We start from the raw sequence: 22,244 nt of genomic DNA on the forward strand, positions 1-22,244 counted from the left end.
GGCCCGAATCGATCGCTGGATGCTGGAAAGGGGCAAAATCCACCTGCCAACTCAACGACTTAGAGCGATCTTCTCATGTTGCGATGAGCAGTCGACCGCTGAGCAAAAAACTTATAGCGAGTGGTATCCGCGGTCCACATAAATGAGCGGCGGGCGGGACGGCCCGATCGCGACGTCGACGACCTCGCCAAATAGCACCAGATGCGTGGCGATCGTCTTCACCTCGACCAGACGGCAATCGAAAGCGGCGGTGGCATTGACGAGGATTGGCGCACCGGTCCTAAGCCGCGTCCACTGTCCGAGCGCAAAACGCAGATCCATGTCGAGCTGGTCGCGGCCGGAGAAGCCATGGGCAAGCGCCCGGTGCTCGTCGCCGAGCAGGTTGAGTGCAAAGCTGTCGCTGCGCGTGAAGATATCGTTGCGCGGATTGGCGCCGTTCAGGCAGACGAGAACCGTCGGCGGGCTATCGGAAACCGAGCAGGCCGCAGTCACAGTGACGCCGCGCCGCTCGCTGCCGTCAGCGGCGGTGATGATCTGCACGTGACCGGCCAGGCGGCTCATCGCGTCGCGATAACTGATAGGGTCCAGCCGGGTCTTCTCCAACACATCTTTCTCCGGGCGATGTCAGGCACATACATAGACGCTGGCGGAAAATATGAAACCCGCCGGAGGGAGAATCTTGCACATCTGCGACGTGGCCGTGACGCAGATTGAACCTTCTTCGCCAGGAGCGGCATCTTTTCCTTTGACGCCGGGAGGCACATCCTTAAAACATGCGGCAACGACCGTGCCTCGCGTCTGACGCGAGCGGCAACGGAACAGGAAGCTGTGGTGGCTCGCCGTAGGACTTTGCCCCGGATCGGTTCGGTCGGGAAAGCCTGCGGCGGCGGAGTAAGTGAATGCGTCGATCCATTGTCAGCAGCCTTATCCTTGCCGGACTGGTACAGGCAACGCCGGCTTTGGCTGCCGGCATCAAGGTGGCGGTCGTGGCGCCTGTGGAAGGTCCGTTCGCGCCGCTCGGCAAGCAGATTGTCGACGGCGCCGGCTTCAAGGCCGGTGATCGTGGCAGCGAGATCGTCGTCATTCCCGAGACCTGCGATACCGCCGGCAGCGAGGCACTGACCAAAGCGCTGCTTGCCGCAGGTGCCGAGGCCGCAGTCGGCTTTCTCTGCACCGAAAGCCTGGATGCGGCGCTTCCGGCACTGACCGAGGCGGGCTTGCCGGCGATCACGCTCAGCGTGCGCTCCGATATCCTGATGGAAGACGCGCTCAAGAACAAATGGCCGCTCTTCCGCCTCGCACCGAGCGGCAATGCCGAGGCTACGGCGATCGTCGATGCCATCGTCAACCGCTGGAAGGACAAGCCCATCGCGCTCGTCGACGATGGCACAATCCACAGCCGGGAACTGGTCGAGGCGGTGCGCGCAGCACTCGCCGAAATCGGCATGACGCCGGTCTTCAGCGACACCTACCGGCCGGCGCAGGAGCAGCAGATCAACCTCGTGCGGCGCCTGGTGAAAAGCGGTGCAACCCACGTCTTCACCGGCGGCGACCGGCAGGATACCGCCGTGATCGCCCGCGATGCCATTGGCGAAGGCGCGAGCCTTACCTTGCTTGGCGGCGATGCCTTGAATGCGGCCGATCTCACTGTCCCGCTTGCCGATGGCGTGCTTGCGGTAACGCTGCCGGATGCGGCGCAGTCGCCGGAGGGCAAGCCCTTTGCCGACGAAATGCGCGCCGCCGGCATCGAGCCGGAAGGCTATGTGATGCCGGCCTTCGCCGTGATGGCGTTGCTGGAGGAAGCCAAGGACCGGGCAGCACAGGACGACAAGTCGCTGATCGAAGCGATCGCCGGCAAGGGGCCCTACCCGACCGTTCTCGGCCTCACCGCCTTCAACGCTGGGCACGAGCGCGCCGACAATCCCTACCGTTTGATGCAGTGGCAAGGCGGCCATTTCGCGCCCGCGGCCGCTGAAGGAGCCGCCCCATGATGCGTCCCGGACCGCTGAACCTGATCACCGATGTCAAAGGTCTGACGGTCGGCAACGCCGAAGACCATCGCCTGAAATCGGGCGTCACCGCGATCGTCTGCAACCCCCCGGCGACGGCTGCGGTCCAGGTCCTGGGCGGTGCGCCGGGAACCCGGGAGACCGACCTGCTCGATCCGCACAATACGGTACAGACGGTCGATGCGCTCGTTCTTTCCGGCGGTTCAGCCTTCGGGCTCGATGCCGCGTCCGGTGCTCAGGCGGCGCTCAGGGAAATGGGTCGCGGCTTCGCCGTCGGCCCACACCGGATACCGATCGTACCGACGGCGATCCTCTTCGACCTCATCAACGGTGGCGACAAGGATTGGGGCCGATTCCCGCCCTATCGCGAACTCGGCTTCGAGGCCGTCGGGCGGGCCGGCGCGACATTTTCGACCGGTTCGGCAGGCGCCGGCACAGGCGCGCTGACCGCTAGCCTGAAGGGCGGTCTCGGTTCGGCATCCACGGTTCTGCCGAACGGTATCACCATCGGCGCCCTCGTCGCCGTCAATGCGCTCGGATCCGCCACCGTCGGCGACACCGGGCATTTCTGGTCTGCGCCCTTCGAACTGGAGAGCGAGTTCGGCGGACTTGGCCTGCCCCACCCGATGCCGGCCGATGTTGCCGACATCCGCATCAAGTTCCGCGACCGCCAGGCCGCCGTCGCCAACACGACGATCGCGGTCATTGCGACGGACGCGGTGCTGACGAAGGCCGAAGCCAAGCGCCTGGCGATTGCGGCCCATGACGGCTTCGCCCGCGGGCTCTGGCCGGCGCACACGCCGCTCGACGGCGATCTGATCTTCGCGCTTGCGACCGGCGCCAGCGGCAAGACGCCGACAACAGAGGATTTCATCGATCTCGGCGCCGTTGCAGCCTCGACCATGGCGCGCGCGATCGCCCGCGGCGTCCACGACGCAACGCCGGCGGAAAACGATCTCATGCCCTGCTGGTCAGAGCGTAGCTGACGCAGCTTTGATCGCAGGCATGTTGTTTGCGGGGCTCGGCGGTGCTATTCCCGCGGAAAACACGCTGGAGTGCGCCATGACCCACCCTATCCGCATTGCCCCGTCGATCCTGGCGGCCGATTTCTCCAAGCTCGGCCAGGAGGTTCGCGATGTCGTCGATGCCGGCGCGGACTGGATCCATCTCGATGTCATGGACGGTCATTTCGTGCCGAACATCACCTTCGGCCCGGATGTCATCAAGTCTCTGCGCCGCTACACCGATGCGACGTTCGACTGCCACCTGATGATTTCGCCGGCCGACCCGTTCCTCGAAGCTTTCGCCAAGGCCGGCTGCGATATCCTGACGGTGCACGCGGAAGCCGGTCCGCACCTGCACCGCTCGCTGCAGACGGTCAGGTCGCTCGGCAAGAAGGCCGGCGTGTCGCTCAATCCGGCAACGCCAGAAAGCGCGATCGAATACGTGCTCGATCAGCTTGACCTGATCCTCGTCATGACCGTCAATCCGGGCTTCGGTGGGCAGAAGTTCATCGACGCCACCGCGGAAAAGATCCGTCGCATCAAGGCGATGATCGGCGATCGACCGATCGAGATCGAAGTCGACGGCGGTATTGCGCCTGAAACGGCAGCCATTGCCACCGGCGCCGGCGCCAATGTTCTCGTTGCCGGCTCGGCGATCTTCAAGGGCGGCTCGGTCGAGGCCTATCGCTCGGCGATCGAAGCGATCCGTGCGCCGGCCGAGAAGGCTTATCGATGACGACACGCGCGGCAATTTCCGGCCTTTGTTGCCTGGCCGCGGCCGCCGCTGCATCGCCGGCGCTTGCTGGCGACTATGCCGCGCTGCAGCCGATCGGCTTTTCCGCCGATGGCAATGTCTTTGCCTTCGAGGAATATGGCGTTCAGGACGGCTCCGGCTTTCCCTATTCGACCATCTATGTGATCGACACGCGCAATGACAGCTTCCTGCCGGGTGCACCGGTGCGCGCTGTCAGTCGCGAAGATGGCAGCCCGCTGTCGAAGGCGCGCCATGAAGCCCGCCGTCGGGCTGCGCCACTGATCGATGCCTATCGCCTGGCCGATGCGCCCGGGTTGCTCGCAGCCTTCAACCCGATCACGGAAACCAATGCCAAGCCGCACTCGCTGAACTACGATGCCTTTGCAGCCGATGAAGCGTTCCGCGAGACCTATACGGTAACGCTCGAGGAAAAGACCTTCGAGCCGGACGGCATCTGCAAAGACTTCCTGAAGGAAGCCAAGGGTTTCCGTCTGTCGATGACGATGAAGGCGGGCGCACCGGCAAGCGACGTGCTTCAGGACGACAGCCGCATACCGGAAAGCCGCCGTTGCCCCACCGGCTACCAGGTCGGCGGTGCCATCACCCACCGCAACGACGACGGTTCGGAAACCCATGTGATCATGGTGCTTGTGAAGTCGCTCGGCTTTGAAGGCACGACGGACGGGCGCTGGATCGCGGTCCCGACGCGGATCGCGAAATGAACGAAGCGGCCGCCAGCGTCGAAGCGAAAGCAGGGCGTGCGGCGGTCGGTGCCCGGAAGCGGACCCGCCTTGCCCGGTCCGTGCCGAGCGTTCCGTTGCTGCTCCTTGGCGCACCCTTGTGGAGCGCGTCAATGACGCTATCGGCGTGGTTTGCGCTGTGGCTGCGGGAACGGGACGTGACCTTTCATCTGGCCGAACTTCTTTGGGTCTTCGGGGCCGGCGCTTTGCTCGCCTGGCCGCCGGCGCTGTTTCTCGCCCGCTTCGCGGCGATCGGACGCGGAGTAGAAACGCGTTTCGCCGCCTATCTCTTCTTCCTTTCGCTCGGCACGATCGGGATGACGGCATTGCTCTTTGCGCTCGACTACCGCGAGTTCTATGCGCAGTGGCACGCCCCGATCGGAACCACGACCTGGCTCTTCCAGTTCGCCTTTACGACGCTGATCGCCTTTTACCAGTTTCTCGTCATGGGCCTTCGCCTCTATTTGCCGATCGGCGGTGTTATACTGCTCGCCGTCTGCCTGTGGCTGGCAAGCGATCGCCGTGCGCAACGGCGTTGAGCTTCGCGGCTATCTTTGCTAGAGGCACGACCATCCCTCCACTGACGACGAAAGCTTAAGCCCATGATCCCCCGTTACTCCCGACCGGAAATGGTGGCCATCTGGTCGCCGGAAACGAAATTCCGCATCTGGTTCGAGATCGAGGCCCACGCCTGCGATGCGCTTGCCGAAATCGGCGTGATCCCGAAGGATGCTGCGCGCACGATCTGGGAAAAAGGCGGCGCTGCCACTTTCGACGTCGCTCGCATCGACGAGATCGAGGCCGTCACCAAGCACGACGTCATTGCCTTCCTGACGCATCTCGCCGAATTCGTCGGCCCGGACAGCCGCTTCATCCACCAGGGCATGACCTCGTCCGACGTTCTGGATACCTGCTTCAACGTGCAGCTGGTCCGCGCGACCGACCTGCTGCTGGCCGACCTCGACAAGCTGCTCGAAGCGCTGAAACGCCGCGCCTTTGAACACAAGGATACTGTGACGATCGGCCGTTCGCATGGCATCCATGCCGAGCCGACCACCTTCGGCGTCAAGCTGGCGCTCGCCTATGCCGAGTTCGACCGCTGCAAGCAGCGCCTGCTGGCCGCACGCGAAGAAGTCGCCACCTGCGCGATCTCCGGCGCCGTCGGCACTTTCGCCAACATCGACCCGCGCGTTGAAGAACACGTAGCCGAGGCGCTCGGGCTGAAGCCGGAACCGGTTTCGACCCAGGTCATCCCGCGCGACCGCCATGCCATGTACTTCGCCACCCTCGGCGTCATTGCCTCGTCGATCGAGCGCCTGGCGACGGAAGTCCGTCACCTGCAGCGCACCGAAGTGCTTGAAGCGGAGGAGTATTTCTCGCCGGGCCAGAAGGGCTCGTCGGCGATGCCGCACAAGCGGAACCCGGTTCTGACCGAAAACCTCACGGGTCTCGCCCGTATGGTTCGCGCCTTCTCGATCCCGGCCATGGAAAACGTTGCGCTTTGGCATGAGCGCGACATCTCGCACTCCTCGGTCGAGCGCATGATCGGCCCGGATGCGACGGTGACGCTCGACTTCGCGCTCGCTCGTCTGACCAGCGTCATCGACAAGCTGCTCGTCTACCCCGAGAACATGATCAACAACATGAACAAGTTCCGTGGGCTCGTGCATTCGCAGCGCGTGCTGCTGGCACTGACGCAGGCCGGCGTGTCGCGTGAGGACGCCTACCGCCTCGTGCAGCGCAACGCCATGAAGGTCTGGGAACAGGGCAAGGACTTCCTCGAAGAACTGCTCGCCGACGCGGAAGTTCGCGCGGCCCTTTCCGAGGAAGATATCCGCGAAAAGTTCGATCTCGGCTATCACACCAAGCACGTCGACACGATCTTCAAGCGCGTCTTCGGCTGAGGTTCCGCGCTGAGCGGACGGCCGTAGGCCTTTGGTTTTGTTGCCATGCCCGCATTTGGAGCACATCGCTCAAATGCGGGCATTTGCGTTAGCAGGAAATTCATGCATTGCGTGCAAAGCTCAGGGTCTGTCAATCCAGGTTCTGAGGATCACATGGCCTACAAGGACAGTGTCGAGCGGGCGACGCAGCGCACGCAAACGAAAATTACAGGTACGGTGACCGTCAAGTCCGGCTCCAGCAGCGGCATCGTCAAGGACCTTTCTGCCGAGGGCGTCTGCTTTCAGCTGCTCTTCGACATCGGCGCCAAGACGGGACAGGAAGTGACGATCAGAAGCGAGGAACTCGGCTTCCTGACCGGCATGGTGCGCTGGTATCGCGGCGACAAGATCGGCATCAAGCTCAACCTGTCGTCCAACACCGCGGCGCAGATCTCATCTTACTACAAGCATTTTCGCTAGGCCGGACTTCTCGGCGACACGCCACAAGCGCCGCAGGTCGATCGACATGCGGCGCTTTTTCTATGAGCGGTTACATTCGCCTTCGGCTGTCGGCGATCAGTGTGAACGCGCGCGCGGACCGGGCTCCACCATCTTGCGATAAAGGTGCCAGGTGGCGTGTCCGAAGATCGGCATGATGACGGCGAGGCCGACGAAGACCGGGATCGAGCCGATAACCAGACCGGCGGCGATAATGAAGCCCCAGACGGCGACGGGCACCGGGTTGACGAGCGTTGCGCGAATGGAGGTCTCGACCGCCGATACGGCGCCGACGTCCCGATCGATCAGCAACGGAAACGACACGACGGATGTCGCCAGAACGATGACGGCGAAGACGAAGCCGACAGCGTTGCCGACGAGGATCAGGTTCCAGCCCTGGTCAGTGCCGATGATACCGTTCCAGAAGGCTGCAATCGAATCCGGCGGTTCCGCCCCGAAGATCTGCACATAGAGCGCCTGTGCGACGAGCAGCCAGATGATGAAGACAACGAACAGCATGGCGGCGACGGCCATGATCGACGGCAGCGCCGGAGAGCGGTGCAGGCGAAGGGCGTGCGGCCAGGAGTAGTCCATGCCGAGTTCTCGCCGTCGGCTGATTTCATAAAGCCCGATCGCAGCGACTGGGCCGATCAGAGCGAAGCCGGAGACAAGAGGATAAAGCAGCGGCAGCATGTTGGCGCCAGCGCTCCAGGTGATCAGAACGACACCGGCGATCGGGTAGATCAGGCAAAGAAAGACGTAGTGCGATGGTTTCTCGCGAAAATCGTCAAAGCCCAAGCGTAAGGCGTCGAATACATCCGCGACGCCAATCTTTTTTATTCCGGGATGGGCGACACTCGCGTCCGCTCCCGACAGGACATGGAATGTTGTCATGGCTCACACTCCTCAACGAACCAGAGCGGCCACGGAACAAAGATGCGACGAACCAAGCCGCACCATCCGCGACCGTCCCTTCGATTATACAGAAAATGCGACCGCTGTCGCCTGCCGCCTCTCGCCACGTTAAGCGGCCTATTGGAACGCGAACATCGGGCTCGTCGGGCAGGCTCCCATGGGTGGCTTCGAGGCCCTGACGCAAGGGTAATGCTGAAGGTCTTGACTTCCGGGCCTTTCAGCGCCACATCGCGGCCACCATGAAAGTATCCGACGCTCATATCCTCATCGTTCCAGGCTACACCAACTCCGGACCGGAGCACTGGCAGACCCGCTGGGAGCGCAAGATGTCGACCGCACGCCGTGTCGAGCAGGCGGAGTGGGCAAAGCCTGTCCGCGAGGATTGGGTGGCGCGCATGATCGAAGAGGTCAATGCGGCGGAAAAGCCTGTGGTCATCGTCGCCCATTCGCTTGGCGTCGCAACCGCCGTGCACGCCCTACCCCATTTCACCAAGCCGATCGCCGGCGCCTTCCTGGTGGCACCTCCTGATGTTGCCAACCCGGCGATCCGTCCGAAGCATCTGATGACCTTCGGTCCTTACCCGCGCGATCCGCTTCCCTTCCCGTCGCTGATGGTCGCCAGCCGCAACGATCCGTTCGGTTCCTACGAGCATGCGGACGACATCGCCAACGCCTGGGGTTCGCTGCTCGTCGATGCCGGAGAGTCCGGCCACATCAACACCGAGTCCGGCCACGGGCCGTGGCCGGAGGGAACGATGGTGTTCGCCCAGTTCTTGAGCCGGCTTAAACCCTGACGCGCCCGATCAACCTGTCGACGCCTTATTAATCCGACGTTCATTGTCCGCGGTCATCATCGCCGGCACGACGCGACTCGTCTCATGATGGTGCCGAGCGCTGTCGAACCTTGATCTGCGCCGGCATTGACCGGATCGTTCCGCTTGGTTGCCCGGCCGCAGATACTGGACATGGGAAGTGGCCGTAAACGAACGTCTCACCAAAGGTGCGCAAGGCGCACCGGCGCATCCGGATGCTCTGACGCAGGCCACCCTGGAACGGTTGCCGGCAGGCGCTGTCGTTGTCGATGCGCACGGACGGATCCTGGCCGCTAACGTCTTTGCCGGCGAAGTGTTCGGCCGCAGGCTTGTACAATTGCGACACGCCTTTCTGAATGACTTCGTGGCGGAAGAGGACCGGTCGCGCGTGCCGCCGCGCGCCACATCGACGGTCGCCGAGACGATCCATTTCCTTGGTCCCGACCGCTCCGTGCCGATGCTCGTTGCCTGTTCGCCGGTACGGTTCGCGGATGAAGCCGCCTGGCTGCTGCTGATGTTGCCGGCCGATGACTTCGTCAACGAGATCGCCGGATTACGCAACGACGAGACCCGCTGGAAATATGCCCTCGACGGCGCGCTTGAGGGTGTCTGGGATCACGACTTCGAAACCGGAGACCTGTTTTACTCGGCCACCTGGAGGCGGCTTCGTGGGTTGTCCGAAGACGCCCAGGTGGATGGTACCCTTGAAAACTGGATCCAGAACGTTCACCCCGACGATCATGCGCATATGCGCGCCGCGATCGAGCGGCAGGATTCCGGCGAGGCGATCTTCAACACTTTCGAGTATCGAGAGCGTCACGCCGACGGTCACTGGATCTGGATCGAAAGCCGCGGCGCCTCGGTTGCCTACTGGCCGGATGGCAGGCCGAGCCGCATCATCGGGACGGATACCGACATCACCGCCCGCAAGGAGGCCGAGGCCCGGCTCGAGGAGGTCTCCCGCCGACTGAGGCTGGCGCTCGGCGTCTCGAAGATCGGCGTGTTTGACTTCAATCTCGATGCACTGCGCGACGACTGGGACGAGCGCATGTTCGAGATTTATGGTCTCGACCCCGCCGATGGCGCACCAAGCTCTGAGACCTGGGAAAACTCCCTTCACCCCGACGATCGCGATGCCGTGGTCCTCAGAACCAACGAAGGCATCGCCTCGGGTAAACCCTACAGCAATGCTTTCCGTATCGTGCGCCCGGACGGTTCTGTCCGCCACATCCGCTCCAATGCCGCGACCTATGTCGATCATCTCGGAACTCGCAAGCTCATCGGCGCCAACTGGGACGTTACCGAGGACATCGCGCTGCAGGAAGAACTGCGCCAGGCGAAAGCCTCGGCCGAAGCGCGCAACCGTGAACTCGAGCAGGCGCGGATCAGGATCGAGTACAACGCGCTGCACGATTACCTGACCGACCTGCCCAACCGTCGCTACCTGGATCAGATGCTGACGGAGAATGTCGCAGTCAACGCGATCCTGCATATCGATCTCGACCGCTTCAAGCAGATTAACGATACGCTTGGACACCAGGCCGGAGACGCGATGTTGACGCATGCAGCCGCGATCCTGCGTGCCCACGCCCGCCACGACGATTTTATCGCCCGCATCGGCGGCGACGAGTTCGTCATCCTCTGCCGCCGGGACCGCGACCTGCCGCAGCTGACCGAGCTTGCCGAGCGCATCGTCCATGCCTTCCGCCGCCCCATTCCCTATGACGGTCAGCTCTGCCGCCTGGGCGCAAGCATCGGCATCGCCTTCAAGGGGGGCGAAGACATCGACGCCAAACAGCTGCTGATGAATGCCGACATCGCCCTCTATCGGGCAAAGAGCGTCGGGCGTGATCGCGTCGAGGTGTTCTCCGAGCTCATTCAAACCCAGATCCTCAACGCCAAGCGCATCGGCGACGATATTCGCCAGGCGATCGAGGAAGGGCAGTTCACCGTCTATTACCAGCCGCAGTTCCATGCGCGCTCGCTGGAGATATCCGGCGTCGAGGCGTTGGTGCGGTGGAACCACCCGGAGCGCGGCATCCTCACTCCCTTCCATTTCCTGAAGGTGGCCGAAGAGATCAACGTCCTGCCGGCGATCGACAGGAAGGTGGTCGAGCTCGCCTATCGCGACTTTCAGTCCTGGCAAAAGGAAGGGCTCGGCGTTCCCAAGATCTCGGTCAACATGTCGTCGCCGCGGCTGCGCGATCCAGGATTGATCGCCGATCTGCGCGACATGCGGATCCCGCAGGGCATCCTTTCCTTCGAGCTGCTCGAGTCCATCTTCCTCGATGACCCGGAAGACGAAATCGCCGGGACCATTTCAGCTCTCGGCGACCTCGGCATCGAAATCGAGATTGACGATTTCGGCACCGGGCATGCCTCGATCATCGGCCTGCTCAACCTCAATCCGGCCCGGCTCAAGATCGACCGGGCGCTCGTTGGACCGATGACCGAAGGTGCCAAGCAGGCAAAGCTGGTGCGGGCGATCGTCGACATCGGCCACTCGCTCAACATCGCTGTCGTCGGCGAAGGCGTGGAGACCTGGGAGCACGCGGCGATGCTGCGGGACCTCGGCTGCGACGTGCTGCAGGGCTATGCGCTTGCGCGGCCGATGGATCGGCTGGAGCTGGAGCAGCGTTTGCGTCGCGGCTGGAAGCCGGTGTTCGGCGGTCCGGACAAATAAAAACCGCCCGGCCAGACGGACGGGCGGCGCTTCAATGAATGCGGCAACAGCCTTTCGGCTTACTTGCTCTGGAGCTGCTGGACGGCTTCGCCGAGCAGTTCGAGCATCCGCACGCGGATCTGCTCTTCGGTCTGGGCAACGCCTGCCGCGTCGAAATCCGCCTTGATCTTGCGAACGACGTCTTCATGGCCGGCTTCTTCGAAATCGGCAGCCACCACTTCGCTGGCATAGGCGTCGGCGTCGGCCTTGCCGAGCAGGCCGGCGGCCCACAGACCGAGCAGCTTGTTGCGACGCGCTTCAGCCTTGAACCTAAGCTCTTCGTCCATCGCAAACTTTGCTTCGAAGGCCTTTTCGCGATCCTGCATCGACGTCATCAATCAATCTCCCTGAGAATTCCATGTCTGAAATCAGTTTATCGCCATAAATCAAAACGCGGGTCAAACTGCAATGTGAACTTTTCCGGTTTGATGACTTTCATGTTACCCTTTGTGCGGTTCCTCAGATCGCATTTGATCAAGGATCAGGACATCGCCGCTTCGTGAGGCGGCAGCAACCTTGGCGCACTTTGAGAAGGCGCGCGGCGCCCCATGCAAATCAGGGGAACGGGCAGATACGCCGATTGTGAAATCGGTTCTTTTCGGCTATGGACCCCGAGAGATGTTCCACGCGCGTCCCGAGAGCGCCAACAACTACAGAGACAAAATCCATGAATCGTCGCCGCCGTATCTACGAGGGCAAGGCCAAGATCCTCTATGAGGGTCCAGAGCCGGGCACGCTCATCCAGTTTTTCAAGGACGACGCGACCGCCTTCAACAAGAAAAAGCACGACGTCATTGACGGCAAGGGTGTGCTGAACAACCGGATTTCCGAGTACATCTTCACACACCTCAACAAGATCGGCATCCCCACGCACTTCATCCGCCGCCTCAACATGCGCGAGCAGTTGATCAAGGAAGTCGAGATCATCCCGCTTGAGATCGTCGTGCGCAACGTCGCCGCCGGCTCGCTGGCCAAGCGTCTCGGCATCGAGGAAGGCACGGTCCTTCCCCGCTCGATCATCGAGTTCTACTACAAGGCCGATGCGCTCGAAGACCCGATGGTCTCCGAAGAGCACATCACCGCGTTCGGCTGGGCAAGCCCGCAGGAACTCGACGACATCATGGCGCTCGCCATCCGCATCAACGACTTCCTCTCGGGCCTGTTCCTCGGCGTCGGCATCCAGCTCGTCGATTTCAAGATCGAGTGCGGCCGCCTGTTCGAAGGCGACATGATGCGCATCGTGCTTGCCGACGAGATCTCGCCGGACAGCTGCCGTCTCTGGGACATCGAGACGCGCGAGAAGCTCGACAAGGATCGTTTCCGCCGCGACCTCGGCGGCCTCGTCGAGGCCTACCAGGAAGTCGCCCGCCGTCTCGGCATCATGAATGAGAACGAACCCGTGCGCGGCACCGGTCCGGTTCTCGTGAAGTAACTTCGGGGAAAATCAAAGTGATAAAGGCACGTGTAACCGTGACGCTGAAGAACGGCGTTCTCGATCCGCAGGGCAAGGCAATCGAAGGTGCGCTCGGCGCACTCGGCTTCGACGGCATCGGCCAGGTTCGCCAGGGCAAGGTCTTCGACCTGCAGATCGAATCCGCAGACAAGGCCAAGGCCGAGGAAGATCTCAAGGCCATGTGCGAAAAGCTGCTCGCCAACACCGTGATCGAGAACTACAGCATCTCCTTCGCCTGATCCTGCAGGCGACGGAATCGTTCCGCGTCTTCGGGCGCGGAACCAGACGTTACGAAATGCCGGAGCAGCCGCTGGTCCCATCGGGAACGCGCTGCCATAGTCGCAGCAGATGCCAGGCTCTTCGGAGCGCGCCATCAAGATTGATCTCGCCGTATCGGAGACAGAGATATGAAGTCAGCCGTCGTCCAGCTTCCGGGCCTCAACCGCGACCGCGACATGATCGCGGCCCTCACCAAGATCTCCGGCAAGGCGCCTGTCACCGTCTGGCAGACCGAGACCGATATTCCGGATGTCGACCTGATCGTCATTCCAGGCGGTTTCTCCTATGGCGACTACCTTCGCTGCGGCGCGATCGCTGCGCGCATGCCGGTCATGCAGGCGATCAAGGCCAAGGCCGAAAAGGGCGTGAAGGTTCTCGGCGTCTGCAACGGCTTCCAGATCCTCGTCGAGGCCGGCCTCCTGCCCGGCGCGCTGATGCGCAATGCCTCGCTGAAATTCGTCTGCCGCGAGATCAAGCTCGAAGTTGTCAACGCCGACACCGACTTTACCCGCGCCTATTCCAAGGGCCAGGTCATCCGTTCGCCGGTCGCCCATCACGACGGCAACTACTTTGCCGATGCCGAGACGCTGAAGACGATCGAAGGCAATGGCCAGGTGGTCTTCCGTTACGCCGAAGGCACCAATCCGAATGGTTCGATGAACGATATCGCCGGCGTCATGAACGCTGCGGGCAACGTTCTCGGCATGATGCCGCATCCGGAAAACCTGATCGAAGCCGCCCATGGCGGTTCCGACGGCCGCGGCCTCTTTGCGTCTGCGCTCGAAGTAATCGCCGCTTAACCATCCGGCTGTAGAAGGCATCCGACCCATCCCCATTTGCGAGCGAGACCGTCGATGCCTTTATTTGCCCCTGCACGCCTGACCGGCCTTGCCTGCACGGCCTTCGGCCTAATGCTTCTGGCCTCGTGCCAATCGCCGAAGCCGCCGGCCCCGAGCCCGAACACGGCGGCGCTGCCGACCATGGAGCGCGTGGCGCTCGGCGCCAACAGCTGCTGGTTCAAGTCGGGCGATGCGGAATTCAAGTCTTATCGCCTGGCGCCCGAGCTCAATTCCTTCTCCGGCCGTCCGCGCATCTTGATCGTGCCGCGCAAGTCGCCGGAGGCACGCCCCCTCGCCGTCGTTCAGGCCGAGGGCAATCCGGCCCGCCTGCAGGCCTTCGGGCCGCTGATGAGCGAGCCGACGGGAACGCGCATGGCCGCAGACATCAAGCGCTGGGCCGCTGGCGGACAGGGCTGCAAATAGCCCCAAGCTGAACTTGTCGAATTGATTAAAGGGCCGGTTGACCTCAAGGTTGCCGGCCCTTTTGCATTTCGGACAGTCGTTCCGATCCGATCGGTTAACGCCAGAACGGGACAGTCGATTCCTGACGCGCGTCCTTTTCCGAAACGCCGATATCCTTGAGCTGCCACTCGCTCATCTCCTCGAGCGCCAACCGGCCGCGTCGCTTCGCCGCCAGCTCGCAATAGCGGGTCCAAAGCCGCTTCAGCAGACCCTCGCGTTCGTCCGAATAGTCGCCGCCCAGTAATGTGCCGGTGCAGCCCACGGACGTCGCTTCCGAGCGGGACAAACAAATTGTATCCATTGTACTCATTGACAACCCCAATGCAGCGATTGCTATCGTTGTCTTGGTGATAATTGACATATTTTCCGCTGTAATCTAAAGAATTGTCACTATGACAAATTGGCTCCCCGACATTCAGCAGGGTCACGGTCCGCTCTACGCACGGATCGCCGATCAAATCGAACTGGCAATTGGCAACGGGGCCTTGCCCGTCGGCGCCAAATTGCCACCGCAACGCAACCTCGCCTACGATATCGGGGTGACAATCGGCACGATCGGGCGCGCCTACAATATTGTCCGCGAGCGCGGGCTTGTGAGCGGCGAAGTCGGGCGCGGCACCTATGTGCTCGACCATCCCGAAAGCCGGCCGCCGGAGCAGGCGGACCCGCTGACGACGTCCCTTGCCGGCACCCGGCCCCTGGTCGCGCCCGTTGGCAAGCTCAGGTTCGACAGCACCGCCGCGCCGGATATCGGCCAGGGAACGGTGCTGAGCGAAGTGTTGAGCGAAATCAGTCACGAGCATCACGCCGATATTGCCAGCTACGCGCGGAACTTCCCGGATCACTGGTTCGAGGCAGGCTGCCAATGGCTGGCGCGCGGAGGGTTTCGTCCTAAGCCCGAAAACATCGTGCCGACGCTCGGCGCACATGCGGCCGTCGTTGCCGTGATCGCGGCGGTGACCGCCCCAGGCGACCGCATCGCCTTCGAGACGCTCACCTATTCGCAGGTCAGCCGCAGCGCCGGCCTGATTGGTCGCCGCACGACGCTGGTCGAATCCGACGCCTTCGGCATGATCCCCGACGACTTCGAGCGCGTCTGCGCGCAGCAGCATCCGAAGCTCGCCTTCCTGATGCCGAGCGCGCAGAACCCGACAGTGGCCGTCATGCCGCTCGCCCGCCGCCAGGCGATCGCCGATATCGCCCGCAAATACGGCGTCTGGCTGGTGGAGGATGATCTCTACGGCGCTATGACCGGCGATCAAACGCCGCTGCTCGCCGAGCTTGCGCCCGAACGTACCTTCCTCGTCGGCGGTCTTTCAAAGTCCGTTGCCGCAGGCGTTCGCGGTGGCTGGGTCGCCTGCCCTCCGCATTTCGGCCAGCGCATCCGCATCGCCCACAAGATGGTCAGCGGCGGCCTGCCGTTCATCCTGGCGGAACTCTGCGCCCGGCTGGTGCTCTCCGGCTCGGCTGCAGCCTTGCGCAGCCAGGGCATCGAGGAGGTTCGCGCCCGCGAAGCAATGGCGCGCGAGGTCTTTGAGGGTATCGAGTTCGCGTCCCATCCCTGCATTCCATTCCTCTGGATGAAGTTGCCTGACCCCTGGCTGTCAGGAACCTTCAAGCAGGCGGCTCTTCAGGAAGGCGTGCTCGTCGACGACGAGGACGAGTTCAAGGGCGGCCGTACCGATCGCGTCTTCCATCGGATCCGCATCGGCTTTTCCTCGCCACCGCAGCGCGCCGAGGTGAGAGCCGGATTCCAGACGCTGAAGCGGCTGCTCGACAGCGGCCGAGCCGGCTACGACAGTTTCGAGTGACTATCGAAATCGACGGGGTGACTTTCGCGCAAGCTTCCGCATCATACTGTTTTAGCAGTCTTGCGTAGATGATTCGCCCTCAAGGATTTCGCATGCCGCTATCGCTTCGCCCGGTTCCGTCCCGCCTGATTGCATCCCTTCTTTTCGTCACGACCACCTCAGTCATCGCCGCGCCGGCGGCGGCTCAAGATGGTGTCTTCGACGAAATGCGCTTCGGCGTGACGACATCGATCGCCAGCGGCGGCAAGCAGGAAGACGGCGTGTTTCCGTCGTTCACGCTCTACTTCGATCCGTTCAATGCGGACGGCGCCGCGGATCTCGGCGAAAAGCTGCTGCGTCCACGCGTCTATACCGGTGCTGCCGTGGCCACGTCGTCGAACGGCGTCAACCAGGCCTATGCCGGCCTGAGCTGGACCTTCGACATGACGCAACGCCTCTTCTTGGAGTTCGGCGCGGGCGGCACGGTTCACGACGGCGATCTCGACGATCCCAACGGTTCCGGTCCGCAACTCGGCTGCCGCGTCCTCTTCCGCGAATACGCCGCCGCGGGCGTGCGCCTCGACGAACACTGGAACGTCTCGGCGACCGTTGAACATGCGTCGCACGCCAATCTCTGCGACGGTCCCAACAACGGCCTGACACGCGCCGGCCTCGCCCTCGGCTACAAGTTCTGACGCAGGCCTGCGCAGTCGCGCTCAACAAAGCTTCATACGGGCATCAACCGCTGTTGATCGCCCGTATTTTTCTGTCGCGCCGCGCCGCAGCATAGGTTAAAGAAGCCGCAAAGCGCCCCCTGTTTCTGTTGCGGTTCGCACGCGCCATATTCCTCATTAGTGGATTGCGCGCCGCCCGAAGGATTTGACGGTCGACGATGACGATTTCCAACACCCGCCCCATCACCCCGGACCTCATCGCATCGCACGGGCTGAAGCCTGACGAATACGAGCGCATCCTCGGCCTGATCGGGCGCGAGCCGACCTTCACCGAGCTCGGCATCTTCTCGGCCATGTGGAACGAGCACTGCTCCTACAAGTCTTCCAAGAAGTGGCTGCGCACGCTGCCGACCAAGGGGCCGCGCGTCATCCAGGGCCCGGGCGAAAACGCCGGCGTGGTCGACATCGATGACGGCGACTGCGTCGTCTTCAAGATGGAAAGCCACAACCACCCGTCCTATATCGAGCCCTACCAGGGCGCGGCAACGGGCGTCGGCGGCATCCTGCGCGACGTCTTCACCATGGGTGCCCGTCCCGTCGCAGCGATGAACGCGCTGCGCTTCGGTTCGCCCGACCACCCGAAGACCCGCCACCTCGTTTCCGGCGTCGTTGCCGGTGTCGGCGGCTACGGCAACTCCTTTGGCGTTCCGACCGTCGGCGGCGAAGTCGAGTTTGATGCCCGCTATAACGGCAACATTCTGGTCAACGCCTTTGCCGCCGGCCTCGCCAAGAGCGATGCCATCTTCTACTCCAAGGCCGAAGGCGTCGGCCTTCCGGTCGTTTATCTCGGTGCGAAGACCGGCCGCGACGGCGTCGGTGGCGCGACCATGGCGTCCGCCGAGTTCGACGAGTCGATCGAAGAGAAGCGCCCGACCGTTCAGGTCGGCGACCCCTTCACCGAAAAGTGCCTGCTCGAAGCCTGCCTCGAGCTGATGACGACCGGCGCCGTCATCGCCATCCAGGACATGGGTGCAGCCGGCCTCACCTGCTCGGCCGTCGAAATGGGCGCCAAGGGCGACCTCGGCATCGAGCTCGACCTCGACACCGTTCCGGTGCGCGAAGAGCGCATGACCGCCTATGAAATGATGCTGTCGGAAAGCCAGGAGCGCATGCTCATGGTGCTCGAGCCCGCCAAGGAAGAGGTCGCCAAAGCGATCTTCGTCAAGTGGGGCCTCGATTTCGCAATCGTCGGCAAGACGACCGACGACCTGCGCTTCCGTATCCTGCACCAGGGCGAAGAGGTTGCGAACCTGCCGATCAAGGAACTGGGCGACGAAGCTCCGGAATATGATCGTCCCTGGACCCCGGCCAAGACCGCGGCACCGCTCGCAACCAACGACATTCCGGCAGCCGACGTCGCCGACTCGCTCGTCAAGCTCGTCGGTTCGGCCAACAATTCGTCGCGCCGCTGGGTTTACGAGCAGTACGACACGCTGATCCAGGGCAACTCGCTGCAGCTGCCGGGCGGCGACGCCGGTGTCGTGCGCGTCGAAGGTCATGCCTCCAAGGCGCTTGCCTTCTCCTCCGACGTGACGCCGCGCTACGTCGAAGCCGATCCTTACGAAGGCGGCAAGCAGGCGGTCGCCGAATGCTGGCGCAACCTGACGGCAACCGGATCGCTGCCGCTGGCAGCCACCGACAACCTCAATTTCGGCAACCCGGAACGCCCTGAGATCATGAGCCAGCTGGTTCATGCCATCAAGGGCATCGGAGAAGCCTGCACCGCACTCGACTTCCCGATCGTGTCGGGCAACGTCTCGCTCTACAACGAGACAAACGGCCAGGCGATCCTGCCGACCCCGACCATCGGCGGTGTCGGCCTGATCAAGGACTGGTCGAAGATGGCGCGCATCCGCTTTGCCGCTGAAGGCGAAACGATCCTCGTCGCCGGCGCGCCGGCCGGTCTCGGCTCGCACATCGCCCAGTCGGTCTATATGCGCGACGTTCACGGCCGCACCGATGGCCCGGCGCCCCATGTCGATCTGGTGCATGAGCGCAAGGTTGGCGACTTCGTCCGCGGCCTGATCGTCGACGGTCTTGTAACCGCCGTGCACGATTGCTCGTCGGGCGGCCTGGCACTTGCCGTTGCCGAAATGGCGATGGCTTCGGGCATCGGCGCCTCGGTCGACGCTGTTGCCGGCCATGATCCGATCGCGACCTTCTACGGCGAAGACCAGGGTCGCTACGTCGTGACGGTTGCCGCCGGCGCGCTCGACGCGGTTGCCGCTCGTGCCAAGGCTGCCGGCGTCTCGCTCCCCGTCATCGGCAAGACCGGCGGCGACGCCGTCAAGCTTGGCGACGCCAAGGCCGTCTCGGTTGCGGATCTCCGCGCCGCCCATGAAGGCTGGTTCCCGGACTTCATGCAGGGCGACCTCGCGCCTGAAAACTGAGAGATCGATGATGGGAGCCGCACTTTCTGCGGCTCCCGTCATCTCTGTTGCGTGCCTGCTTGCAGGCGCCGCCGAGGGCGATCATTTGATCGTGTCGGCGCTGGCAACTGCCCTCCCTCACCCAATTCAGCAATTGCGTTCCGCCCCTGAATCGTGGTTCCTTTGTTTCATGGACAACGTCGGCAGGCTGCTGACGTTGCAGAATAAAAAGGGAGTTGGCGTATCATGCCCATGACACCAGGCGACATCGAAGACATGATCAAGGCGGGGATTCCCGGAGCCAAGGTCACGATCCGCGATCTGGCCGGTGACGGCGACCACTATGCCGCCGAAGTCGTGGCCGAGGCGTTTCGTGGCAAAAGCCGCGTGCAACAGCACCAGATGGTCTACAACGCACTGAAGGGCAATATGGGCGGCGTGCTGCATGCCCTGGCACTTCAGACGAGCGCGCCGGAGTAAGCTGGCGTGGCTGACCTGATCAAGGAACTCGTCAGCGGCGTCGTTGACAGCGCGCTCAAGGAAATTCTGAGGAAGACCGGCGTCAAGCGCACGACCACCAAGCGGACGAAGCGCCGGACGCGGCCGGCGGCCTCTGGCGGCGGCATCCTCGCGGATATCCTTGAAGCCGCCATCCGCAAGCCGGCGAAGAAACAGGTCAGCCGGCGGAAAACCTCGGCGGCGCGCAGCAAGACGCGGCGCCGCACGGCTTGAGTGGTATTAAAACCACATCTTGAGGCCCATCAATATTTGTTGCGATTGGGTGGTGAAAATCACCAATATGCATGCTATCTAAGACCCAATCGATATCCGGCCCTTGAAGCCGGCGCAGGAAGGAAGACAGGATGAGCGGAATTCACGAATTCATCGACAACGAAGTCAAGACGAACGATGTGGTGCTCTTCATGAAGGGTACGCCGCAGTTCCCGCAGTGTGGCTTCTCCGGTCAGGTGGTCCAGATTCTCGACTACATCGGCGTCGACTACAAGGGCATCAACGTGCTCGCCGACGCGGACCTGCGCCAGGGCATCAAGGACTATTCCAACTGGCCGACGATCCCGCAGCTCTACGTCAAGGGCGAATTCGTCGGCGGTTGCGACATCGTGCGTGAGATGTTCCAGGCCGGCGAACTTCAGTCCCACCTTTCGGAGCAGGGTATCGCCGTCAAGGGCGCTGTCGCCTAACTCAAGGACGCCTTGTCCCGATCCATCGGAGAAGGCGGGCAACCGCCTTTTTTGATTCGGACGTCTCGTCCGGATCTCGATTTTCGTTGTCTTCCCAAAGGCTTTGCGCGCTTGGTTCGCGCAATGACCGTTTGAATGTTTGTGAAAGCAGGCTTCCTTCCTGAAACGTTTCCGGCGTTCTGCAGCGAGGCCTGGGGCCGCATTTTCGGCCTGTCATGAAGCAGTCGCGATCGTTCGGCATAAGCAGCAGCGGTTCCCGCTCCGGCCTCCCGGCACGGAAATGACCCGTCGCTGCCGATCGATTCTCCCGCCGCTTCCTGCAGGCCCGGTCCATGTGGTGCGGCTTCCCGGTCGCTCCCGCCTGACATCCCTGTGCCGACCGGCATTTAGCCAGCCGACATCCTTCTTTTTCCGGAGCGGTCCGGACCCAGACCTGTTTCGCTTGGCGCCCACCGCGCCGCTAGGACTTTTGAAATGACAAGCACGACCAACGACGATGCCCTGCCCGGCCTCACGAAATTCCAGTTCATCGCGCTGATGGCCACACTGATGGCGACGAACGCGATTTCGATCGACATCATGCTGCCGGGCCTCCAGGAAATCGGGGCCAGCCTGGGCGTGGCGTCGGAAAACGAGCGGCAATACATCATCACCGCCTACCTGCTCGGCATGGGCGTGGCGCAGCTGTTCTTCGGCCCACTGTCGGACCGGTTCGGGCGCAAGCCGCCGCTTCTGGCGGGCCTTGCCCTTTATGCCGTCTGTGCGGTGGCAATTGCCATGGTGCCGACCTTCGGCCTCATGCTCGCCCTTCGCTTCATGCAGGGCGCGGGTGCGGCTGCCACGCGCGTCATCACCATCTCGATCGTCCGCGACGTCTATGGCGGCCGGCAGATGGCCGAGGTGATGTCGCTGGTCATGATGGTGTTCATGATCGTGCCTGTGATCGCCCCGTCGATCGGCCAGCTCATCATCAGCTTTGCCGAATGGCATATGATCTTTGTCATCGTCGCGCTTTATGCGGTTATGAACATCGCGATCGTGCTGTCGAAGCTCGGCGAAACGCTTGATCCGGCCCACCGCCGCGCCTTCACGCCGTCGGTAATCCTCAGCGGTTTCCGCATCGTGCTGACCAACCGGCTGTCGCTGCTTTATACGCTCGCGACCTCGGTTATCCTTGGCGCGCTTTTCGGCTTCATCAACTCGGCGCAGCAGGTGCTGGTCGGTGTCTACGATCTGGGCGTGTGGTTTCCGCTTGTCTTTGCGGCTTTCGCGAGTATGATGGCGGTCGCTTCCTTTACCAACTCCCGCCTCGTCCGCCGCTTCGGCATGCGGCCGTTGTCCCATGCGGCCCTCTGCGGCTTTACGCTCGCAAGCTTCATCTGGATGTCGGCCTCGCTCTATGCGCCGCTGCCCTTCCCGGCCTTCGTGGTCCTCTATTGCGCCACGATGTTCCAGTTCGGGCTGATCGCGCCAAACTTCAACGCCATGGCCATGGAGCCGCTCGGCCATGTCGCCGGCACGGCGTCCTCGGTTCTCGGCTTCATGCAGACGATCGGCGGGAGCGTGATCGGAGCCTTCATCGGCCAGTCCTTCGACGGAACGGCCACCCCGCTTGCCACCGGCTACTTCACCGTCGCGGCCATCGGCCTCGTCTTCGTGCTCATCGCCGAACGCGGCAAGCTGTTCAAACCGCACCATCAGCCGGCCGGCTGATCTCTAAAGCGCCAACTGTCGCTGTCGCGTTCTAAACCGCCGGCCAGCCTTTTCCAAAGATTGAAT

23 protein-coding genes and 1 pseudogene are annotated in these 22,244 nt (G+C 62.8%); 20 read left to right on the top strand and 4 right to left on the bottom strand.

Going from position 1 to position 22,244, the window contains the following annotated elements; genetic code table 11:
- Positions 1-111 precede the first annotated feature (111 nt).
- Positions 112-638, bottom strand: a pseudogene (locus IB263_RS06910) (flavin reductase family protein).
- Positions 639-899: 261 nt separating this feature from the next.
- Between IB263_RS06910 and IB263_RS06915 the strand changes: the two are divergent.
- From IB263_RS06915 to IB263_RS06945, 7 genes are all read left to right on the top strand, one after another.
- A complete protein-coding gene (locus tag IB263_RS06915) occupies positions 900-1,991 on the top strand; it encodes a branched-chain amino acid ABC transporter substrate-binding protein (protein ID WP_034794390.1) in 1,092 nt (363 codons plus the stop codon).
- Entirely contained in the window at positions 1,988-2,995 is a 1,008-nt protein-coding gene (locus IB263_RS06920) for a P1 family peptidase (protein WP_192438071.1), read from the top strand. The genes IB263_RS06915 and IB263_RS06920 overlap by 4 nt, the downstream gene beginning before the upstream one ends.
- Positions 2,996-3,071: 76 nt before the next feature.
- Positions 3,072-3,749, top strand: a complete 678-nt coding sequence (gene rpe / locus IB263_RS06925) for a ribulose-phosphate 3-epimerase (RefSeq protein ID WP_034794395.1) — start codon at positions 3,072-3,074, stop codon at positions 3,747-3,749.
- Positions 3,746-4,489, top strand: a complete 744-nt coding sequence (locus IB263_RS06930) for a DUF2259 domain-containing protein (RefSeq protein WP_192438073.1) — start codon at positions 3,746-3,748, stop codon at positions 4,487-4,489. The genes rpe and IB263_RS06930 overlap by 4 nt, the downstream gene beginning before the upstream one ends.
- On the top strand, positions 4,486-5,046 hold the full coding sequence (locus IB263_RS06935; protein ID WP_082572765.1) for a hypothetical protein: 561 nt from the start codon (positions 4,486-4,488) through the stop codon (positions 5,044-5,046). The genes IB263_RS06930 and IB263_RS06935 overlap by 4 nt, the downstream gene beginning before the upstream one ends.
- A 63-nt stretch (positions 5,047-5,109) precedes the next feature.
- Positions 5,110-6,411: an adenylosuccinate lyase gene (purB, locus tag IB263_RS06940; protein ID WP_060585098.1), complete on the top strand. Its 1,302-nt coding sequence runs from the start codon at positions 5,110-5,112 to the stop codon at positions 6,409-6,411.
- 153 nt (positions 6,412-6,564) lie between these two features.
- Positions 6,565-6,870, top strand: coding sequence for a PilZ domain-containing protein (locus IB263_RS06945; RefSeq protein WP_192438076.1), 306 nt, complete (start codon positions 6,565-6,567; stop codon positions 6,868-6,870).
- Between the two features lie 96 nt (positions 6,871-6,966).
- On the opposite strand, the gene IB263_RS06950 is transcribed toward IB263_RS06945, so the two are convergent.
- A complete protein-coding gene (locus tag IB263_RS06950) occupies positions 6,967-7,782 on the bottom strand; it encodes a DUF2189 domain-containing protein (RefSeq protein ID WP_034794419.1) in 816 nt (271 codons plus the stop codon).
- Positions 7,783-8,042: 260 nt separating this feature from the next.
- On the opposite strand from IB263_RS06950, the gene IB263_RS06955 reads away from it, so the two are divergent.
- Positions 8,043-8,597, top strand: coding sequence for an alpha/beta hydrolase (locus IB263_RS06955; RefSeq protein WP_034794640.1), 555 nt, complete (start codon positions 8,043-8,045; stop codon positions 8,595-8,597).
- A gap of 178 nt (positions 8,598-8,775) precedes the next feature.
- Positions 8,776-11,298 (top strand): EAL domain-containing protein, encoded by a 2,523-nt coding sequence (locus IB263_RS06960; RefSeq protein ID WP_192438078.1) that lies wholly within the window; start codon positions 8,776-8,778, stop codon positions 11,296-11,298.
- A 59-nt stretch (positions 11,299-11,357) separates the two neighbouring features.
- Here IB263_RS06960 and IB263_RS06965 read toward each other — a convergent pair whose 3' ends face one another.
- The gene (locus IB263_RS06965) at positions 11,358-11,672 is read right to left on the bottom strand and encodes an ATPase inhibitor subunit zeta (protein ID WP_034794424.1); all 315 of its coding nucleotides are present in this window, start codon (positions 11,670-11,672) and stop codon (positions 11,358-11,360) included.
- Positions 11,673-12,004: 332 nt separating this feature from the next.
- On the opposite strand from IB263_RS06965, the gene purC reads away from it, so the two are divergent.
- The 4 genes from purC (at position 12,005) to IB263_RS06985 (ending at position 14,331) form a co-directional block, all read left to right on the top strand.
- Positions 12,005-12,769 carry a phosphoribosylaminoimidazolesuccinocarboxamide synthase gene (gene purC / locus IB263_RS06970; protein ID WP_034794646.1) on the top strand — a complete coding sequence of 255 codons (765 nt, stop codon included), beginning with the start codon at positions 12,005-12,007 and terminating at the stop codon, positions 12,767-12,769.
- A gap of 17 nt (positions 12,770-12,786) precedes the next feature.
- Complete coding sequence (gene purS, locus IB263_RS06975) at positions 12,787-13,029, top strand: phosphoribosylformylglycinamidine synthase subunit PurS (protein ID WP_034794427.1); 243 nt, start codon at positions 12,787-12,789, stop codon at positions 13,027-13,029.
- Positions 13,030-13,197: 168 nt separating this feature from the next.
- Entirely contained in the window at positions 13,198-13,869 is a 672-nt protein-coding gene (gene purQ, locus IB263_RS06980; protein WP_060600734.1) for a phosphoribosylformylglycinamidine synthase subunit PurQ, read from the top strand.
- 54 nt (positions 13,870-13,923) lie between these two features.
- Positions 13,924-14,331, top strand: a complete 408-nt coding sequence (locus IB263_RS06985; RefSeq protein WP_192438080.1) for a hypothetical protein — start codon at positions 13,924-13,926, stop codon at positions 14,329-14,331.
- Between the two features lie 94 nt (positions 14,332-14,425).
- Here IB263_RS06985 and IB263_RS06990 read toward each other — a convergent pair whose 3' ends face one another.
- A complete protein-coding gene (locus tag IB263_RS06990; RefSeq protein WP_034794438.1) occupies positions 14,426-14,632 on the bottom strand; it encodes a DUF1127 domain-containing protein in 207 nt (68 codons plus the stop codon).
- Positions 14,633-14,762: 130 nt separating this feature from the next.
- Here IB263_RS06990 and IB263_RS06995 point away from each other — a divergent pair, with 130 nt between their 5' ends.
- From IB263_RS06995 to IB263_RS07030, 7 genes are all read left to right on the top strand, one after another.
- Positions 14,763-16,181 (top strand): PLP-dependent aminotransferase family protein, encoded by a 1,419-nt coding sequence (locus IB263_RS06995; protein WP_192438082.1) that lies wholly within the window; start codon positions 14,763-14,765, stop codon positions 16,179-16,181.
- A 92-nt stretch (positions 16,182-16,273) separates the two neighbouring features.
- Positions 16,274-16,855, top strand: coding sequence for an acyloxyacyl hydrolase (locus tag IB263_RS07000; protein WP_192438084.1), 582 nt, complete (start codon positions 16,274-16,276; stop codon positions 16,853-16,855).
- 197 nt (positions 16,856-17,052) lie between these two features.
- Positions 17,053-19,284 carry a phosphoribosylformylglycinamidine synthase subunit PurL gene (purL, locus tag IB263_RS07010; protein ID WP_192438086.1) on the top strand — a complete coding sequence of 744 codons (2,232 nt, stop codon included), beginning with the start codon at positions 17,053-17,055 and terminating at the stop codon, positions 19,282-19,284.
- 225 nt (positions 19,285-19,509) lie between these two features.
- Positions 19,510-19,743 (top strand): BolA family protein, encoded by a 234-nt coding sequence (locus IB263_RS07015; RefSeq protein WP_034794447.1) that lies wholly within the window; start codon positions 19,510-19,512, stop codon positions 19,741-19,743.
- 6 nt (positions 19,744-19,749) lie between these two features.
- Positions 19,750-19,995, top strand: a complete 246-nt coding sequence (locus IB263_RS07020) for a hypothetical protein (RefSeq protein ID WP_060520740.1) — start codon at positions 19,750-19,752, stop codon at positions 19,993-19,995.
- Positions 19,996-20,126: 131 nt separating this feature from the next.
- Positions 20,127-20,465, top strand: coding sequence for a Grx4 family monothiol glutaredoxin (grxD, locus tag IB263_RS07025; RefSeq protein WP_034794485.1), 339 nt, complete (start codon positions 20,127-20,129; stop codon positions 20,463-20,465).
- Positions 20,466-20,939: 474 nt separating this feature from the next.
- A complete protein-coding gene (locus IB263_RS07030) occupies positions 20,940-22,178 on the top strand; it encodes a multidrug effflux MFS transporter (protein WP_034794489.1) in 1,239 nt (412 codons plus the stop codon).
- Positions 22,179-22,244: the final 66 nt, after the last annotated feature.

It is taken from the genome of Ensifer sp. ENS03 (genome assembly GCF_014852035.1).
GTDB lineage: Bacteria > Pseudomonadota > Alphaproteobacteria > Rhizobiales > Rhizobiaceae > Ensifer > Ensifer adhaerens.

Bases quoted from the DNA above. Each gene is read 5' to 3' on its own strand.
- IB263_RS06915 (WP_034794390.1), top strand. From the start codon at position 900: ATGCGTCGATCCATTGTCAGCAGCCTTATCCTTGCCGGACTGGTACAG.
- IB263_RS06920 (WP_192438071.1), top strand. From the start codon at position 1,988: ATGATGCGTCCCGGACCGCTGAACCTGATCACCGATGTCAAAGGTCTG.
- rpe (WP_034794395.1), top strand. From the start codon at position 3,072: ATGACCCACCCTATCCGCATTGCCCCGTCGATCCTGGCGGCCGATTTC.
- IB263_RS06930 (WP_192438073.1), top strand. From the start codon at position 3,746: ATGACGACACGCGCGGCAATTTCCGGCCTTTGTTGCCTGGCCGCGGCC.
- IB263_RS06935 (WP_082572765.1), top strand. From the start codon at position 4,486: ATGAACGAAGCGGCCGCCAGCGTCGAAGCGAAAGCAGGGCGTGCGGCG.
- purB (WP_060585098.1), top strand. From the start codon at position 5,110: ATGATCCCCCGTTACTCCCGACCGGAAATGGTGGCCATCTGGTCGCCG.
- IB263_RS06945 (WP_192438076.1), top strand. From the start codon at position 6,565: ATGGCCTACAAGGACAGTGTCGAGCGGGCGACGCAGCGCACGCAAACG.
- IB263_RS06950 (WP_034794419.1), bottom strand. From the start codon at position 7,782: ATGACAACATTCCATGTCCTGTCGGGAGCGGACGCGAGTGTCGCCCAT.
- IB263_RS06955 (WP_034794640.1), top strand. From the start codon at position 8,043: ATGAAAGTATCCGACGCTCATATCCTCATCGTTCCAGGCTACACCAAC.
- IB263_RS06965 (WP_034794424.1), bottom strand. From the start codon at position 11,672: ATGACGTCGATGCAGGATCGCGAAAAGGCCTTCGAAGCAAAGTTTGCG.
- purC (WP_034794646.1), top strand. From the start codon at position 12,005: ATGAATCGTCGCCGCCGTATCTACGAGGGCAAGGCCAAGATCCTCTAT.
- purQ (WP_060600734.1), top strand. From the start codon at position 13,198: ATGAAGTCAGCCGTCGTCCAGCTTCCGGGCCTCAACCGCGACCGCGAC.
- IB263_RS06985 (WP_192438080.1), top strand. From the start codon at position 13,924: ATGCCTTTATTTGCCCCTGCACGCCTGACCGGCCTTGCCTGCACGGCC.
- IB263_RS06995 (WP_192438082.1), top strand. From the start codon at position 14,763: ATGACAAATTGGCTCCCCGACATTCAGCAGGGTCACGGTCCGCTCTAC.
- IB263_RS07000 (WP_192438084.1), top strand. From the start codon at position 16,274: ATGCCGCTATCGCTTCGCCCGGTTCCGTCCCGCCTGATTGCATCCCTT.
- purL (WP_192438086.1), top strand. From the start codon at position 17,053: ATGACGATTTCCAACACCCGCCCCATCACCCCGGACCTCATCGCATCG.
- IB263_RS07015 (WP_034794447.1), top strand. From the start codon at position 19,510: ATGCCCATGACACCAGGCGACATCGAAGACATGATCAAGGCGGGGATT.
- grxD (WP_034794485.1), top strand. From the start codon at position 20,127: ATGAGCGGAATTCACGAATTCATCGACAACGAAGTCAAGACGAACGAT.
- IB263_RS07030 (WP_034794489.1), top strand. From the start codon at position 20,940: ATGACAAGCACGACCAACGACGATGCCCTGCCCGGCCTCACGAAATTC.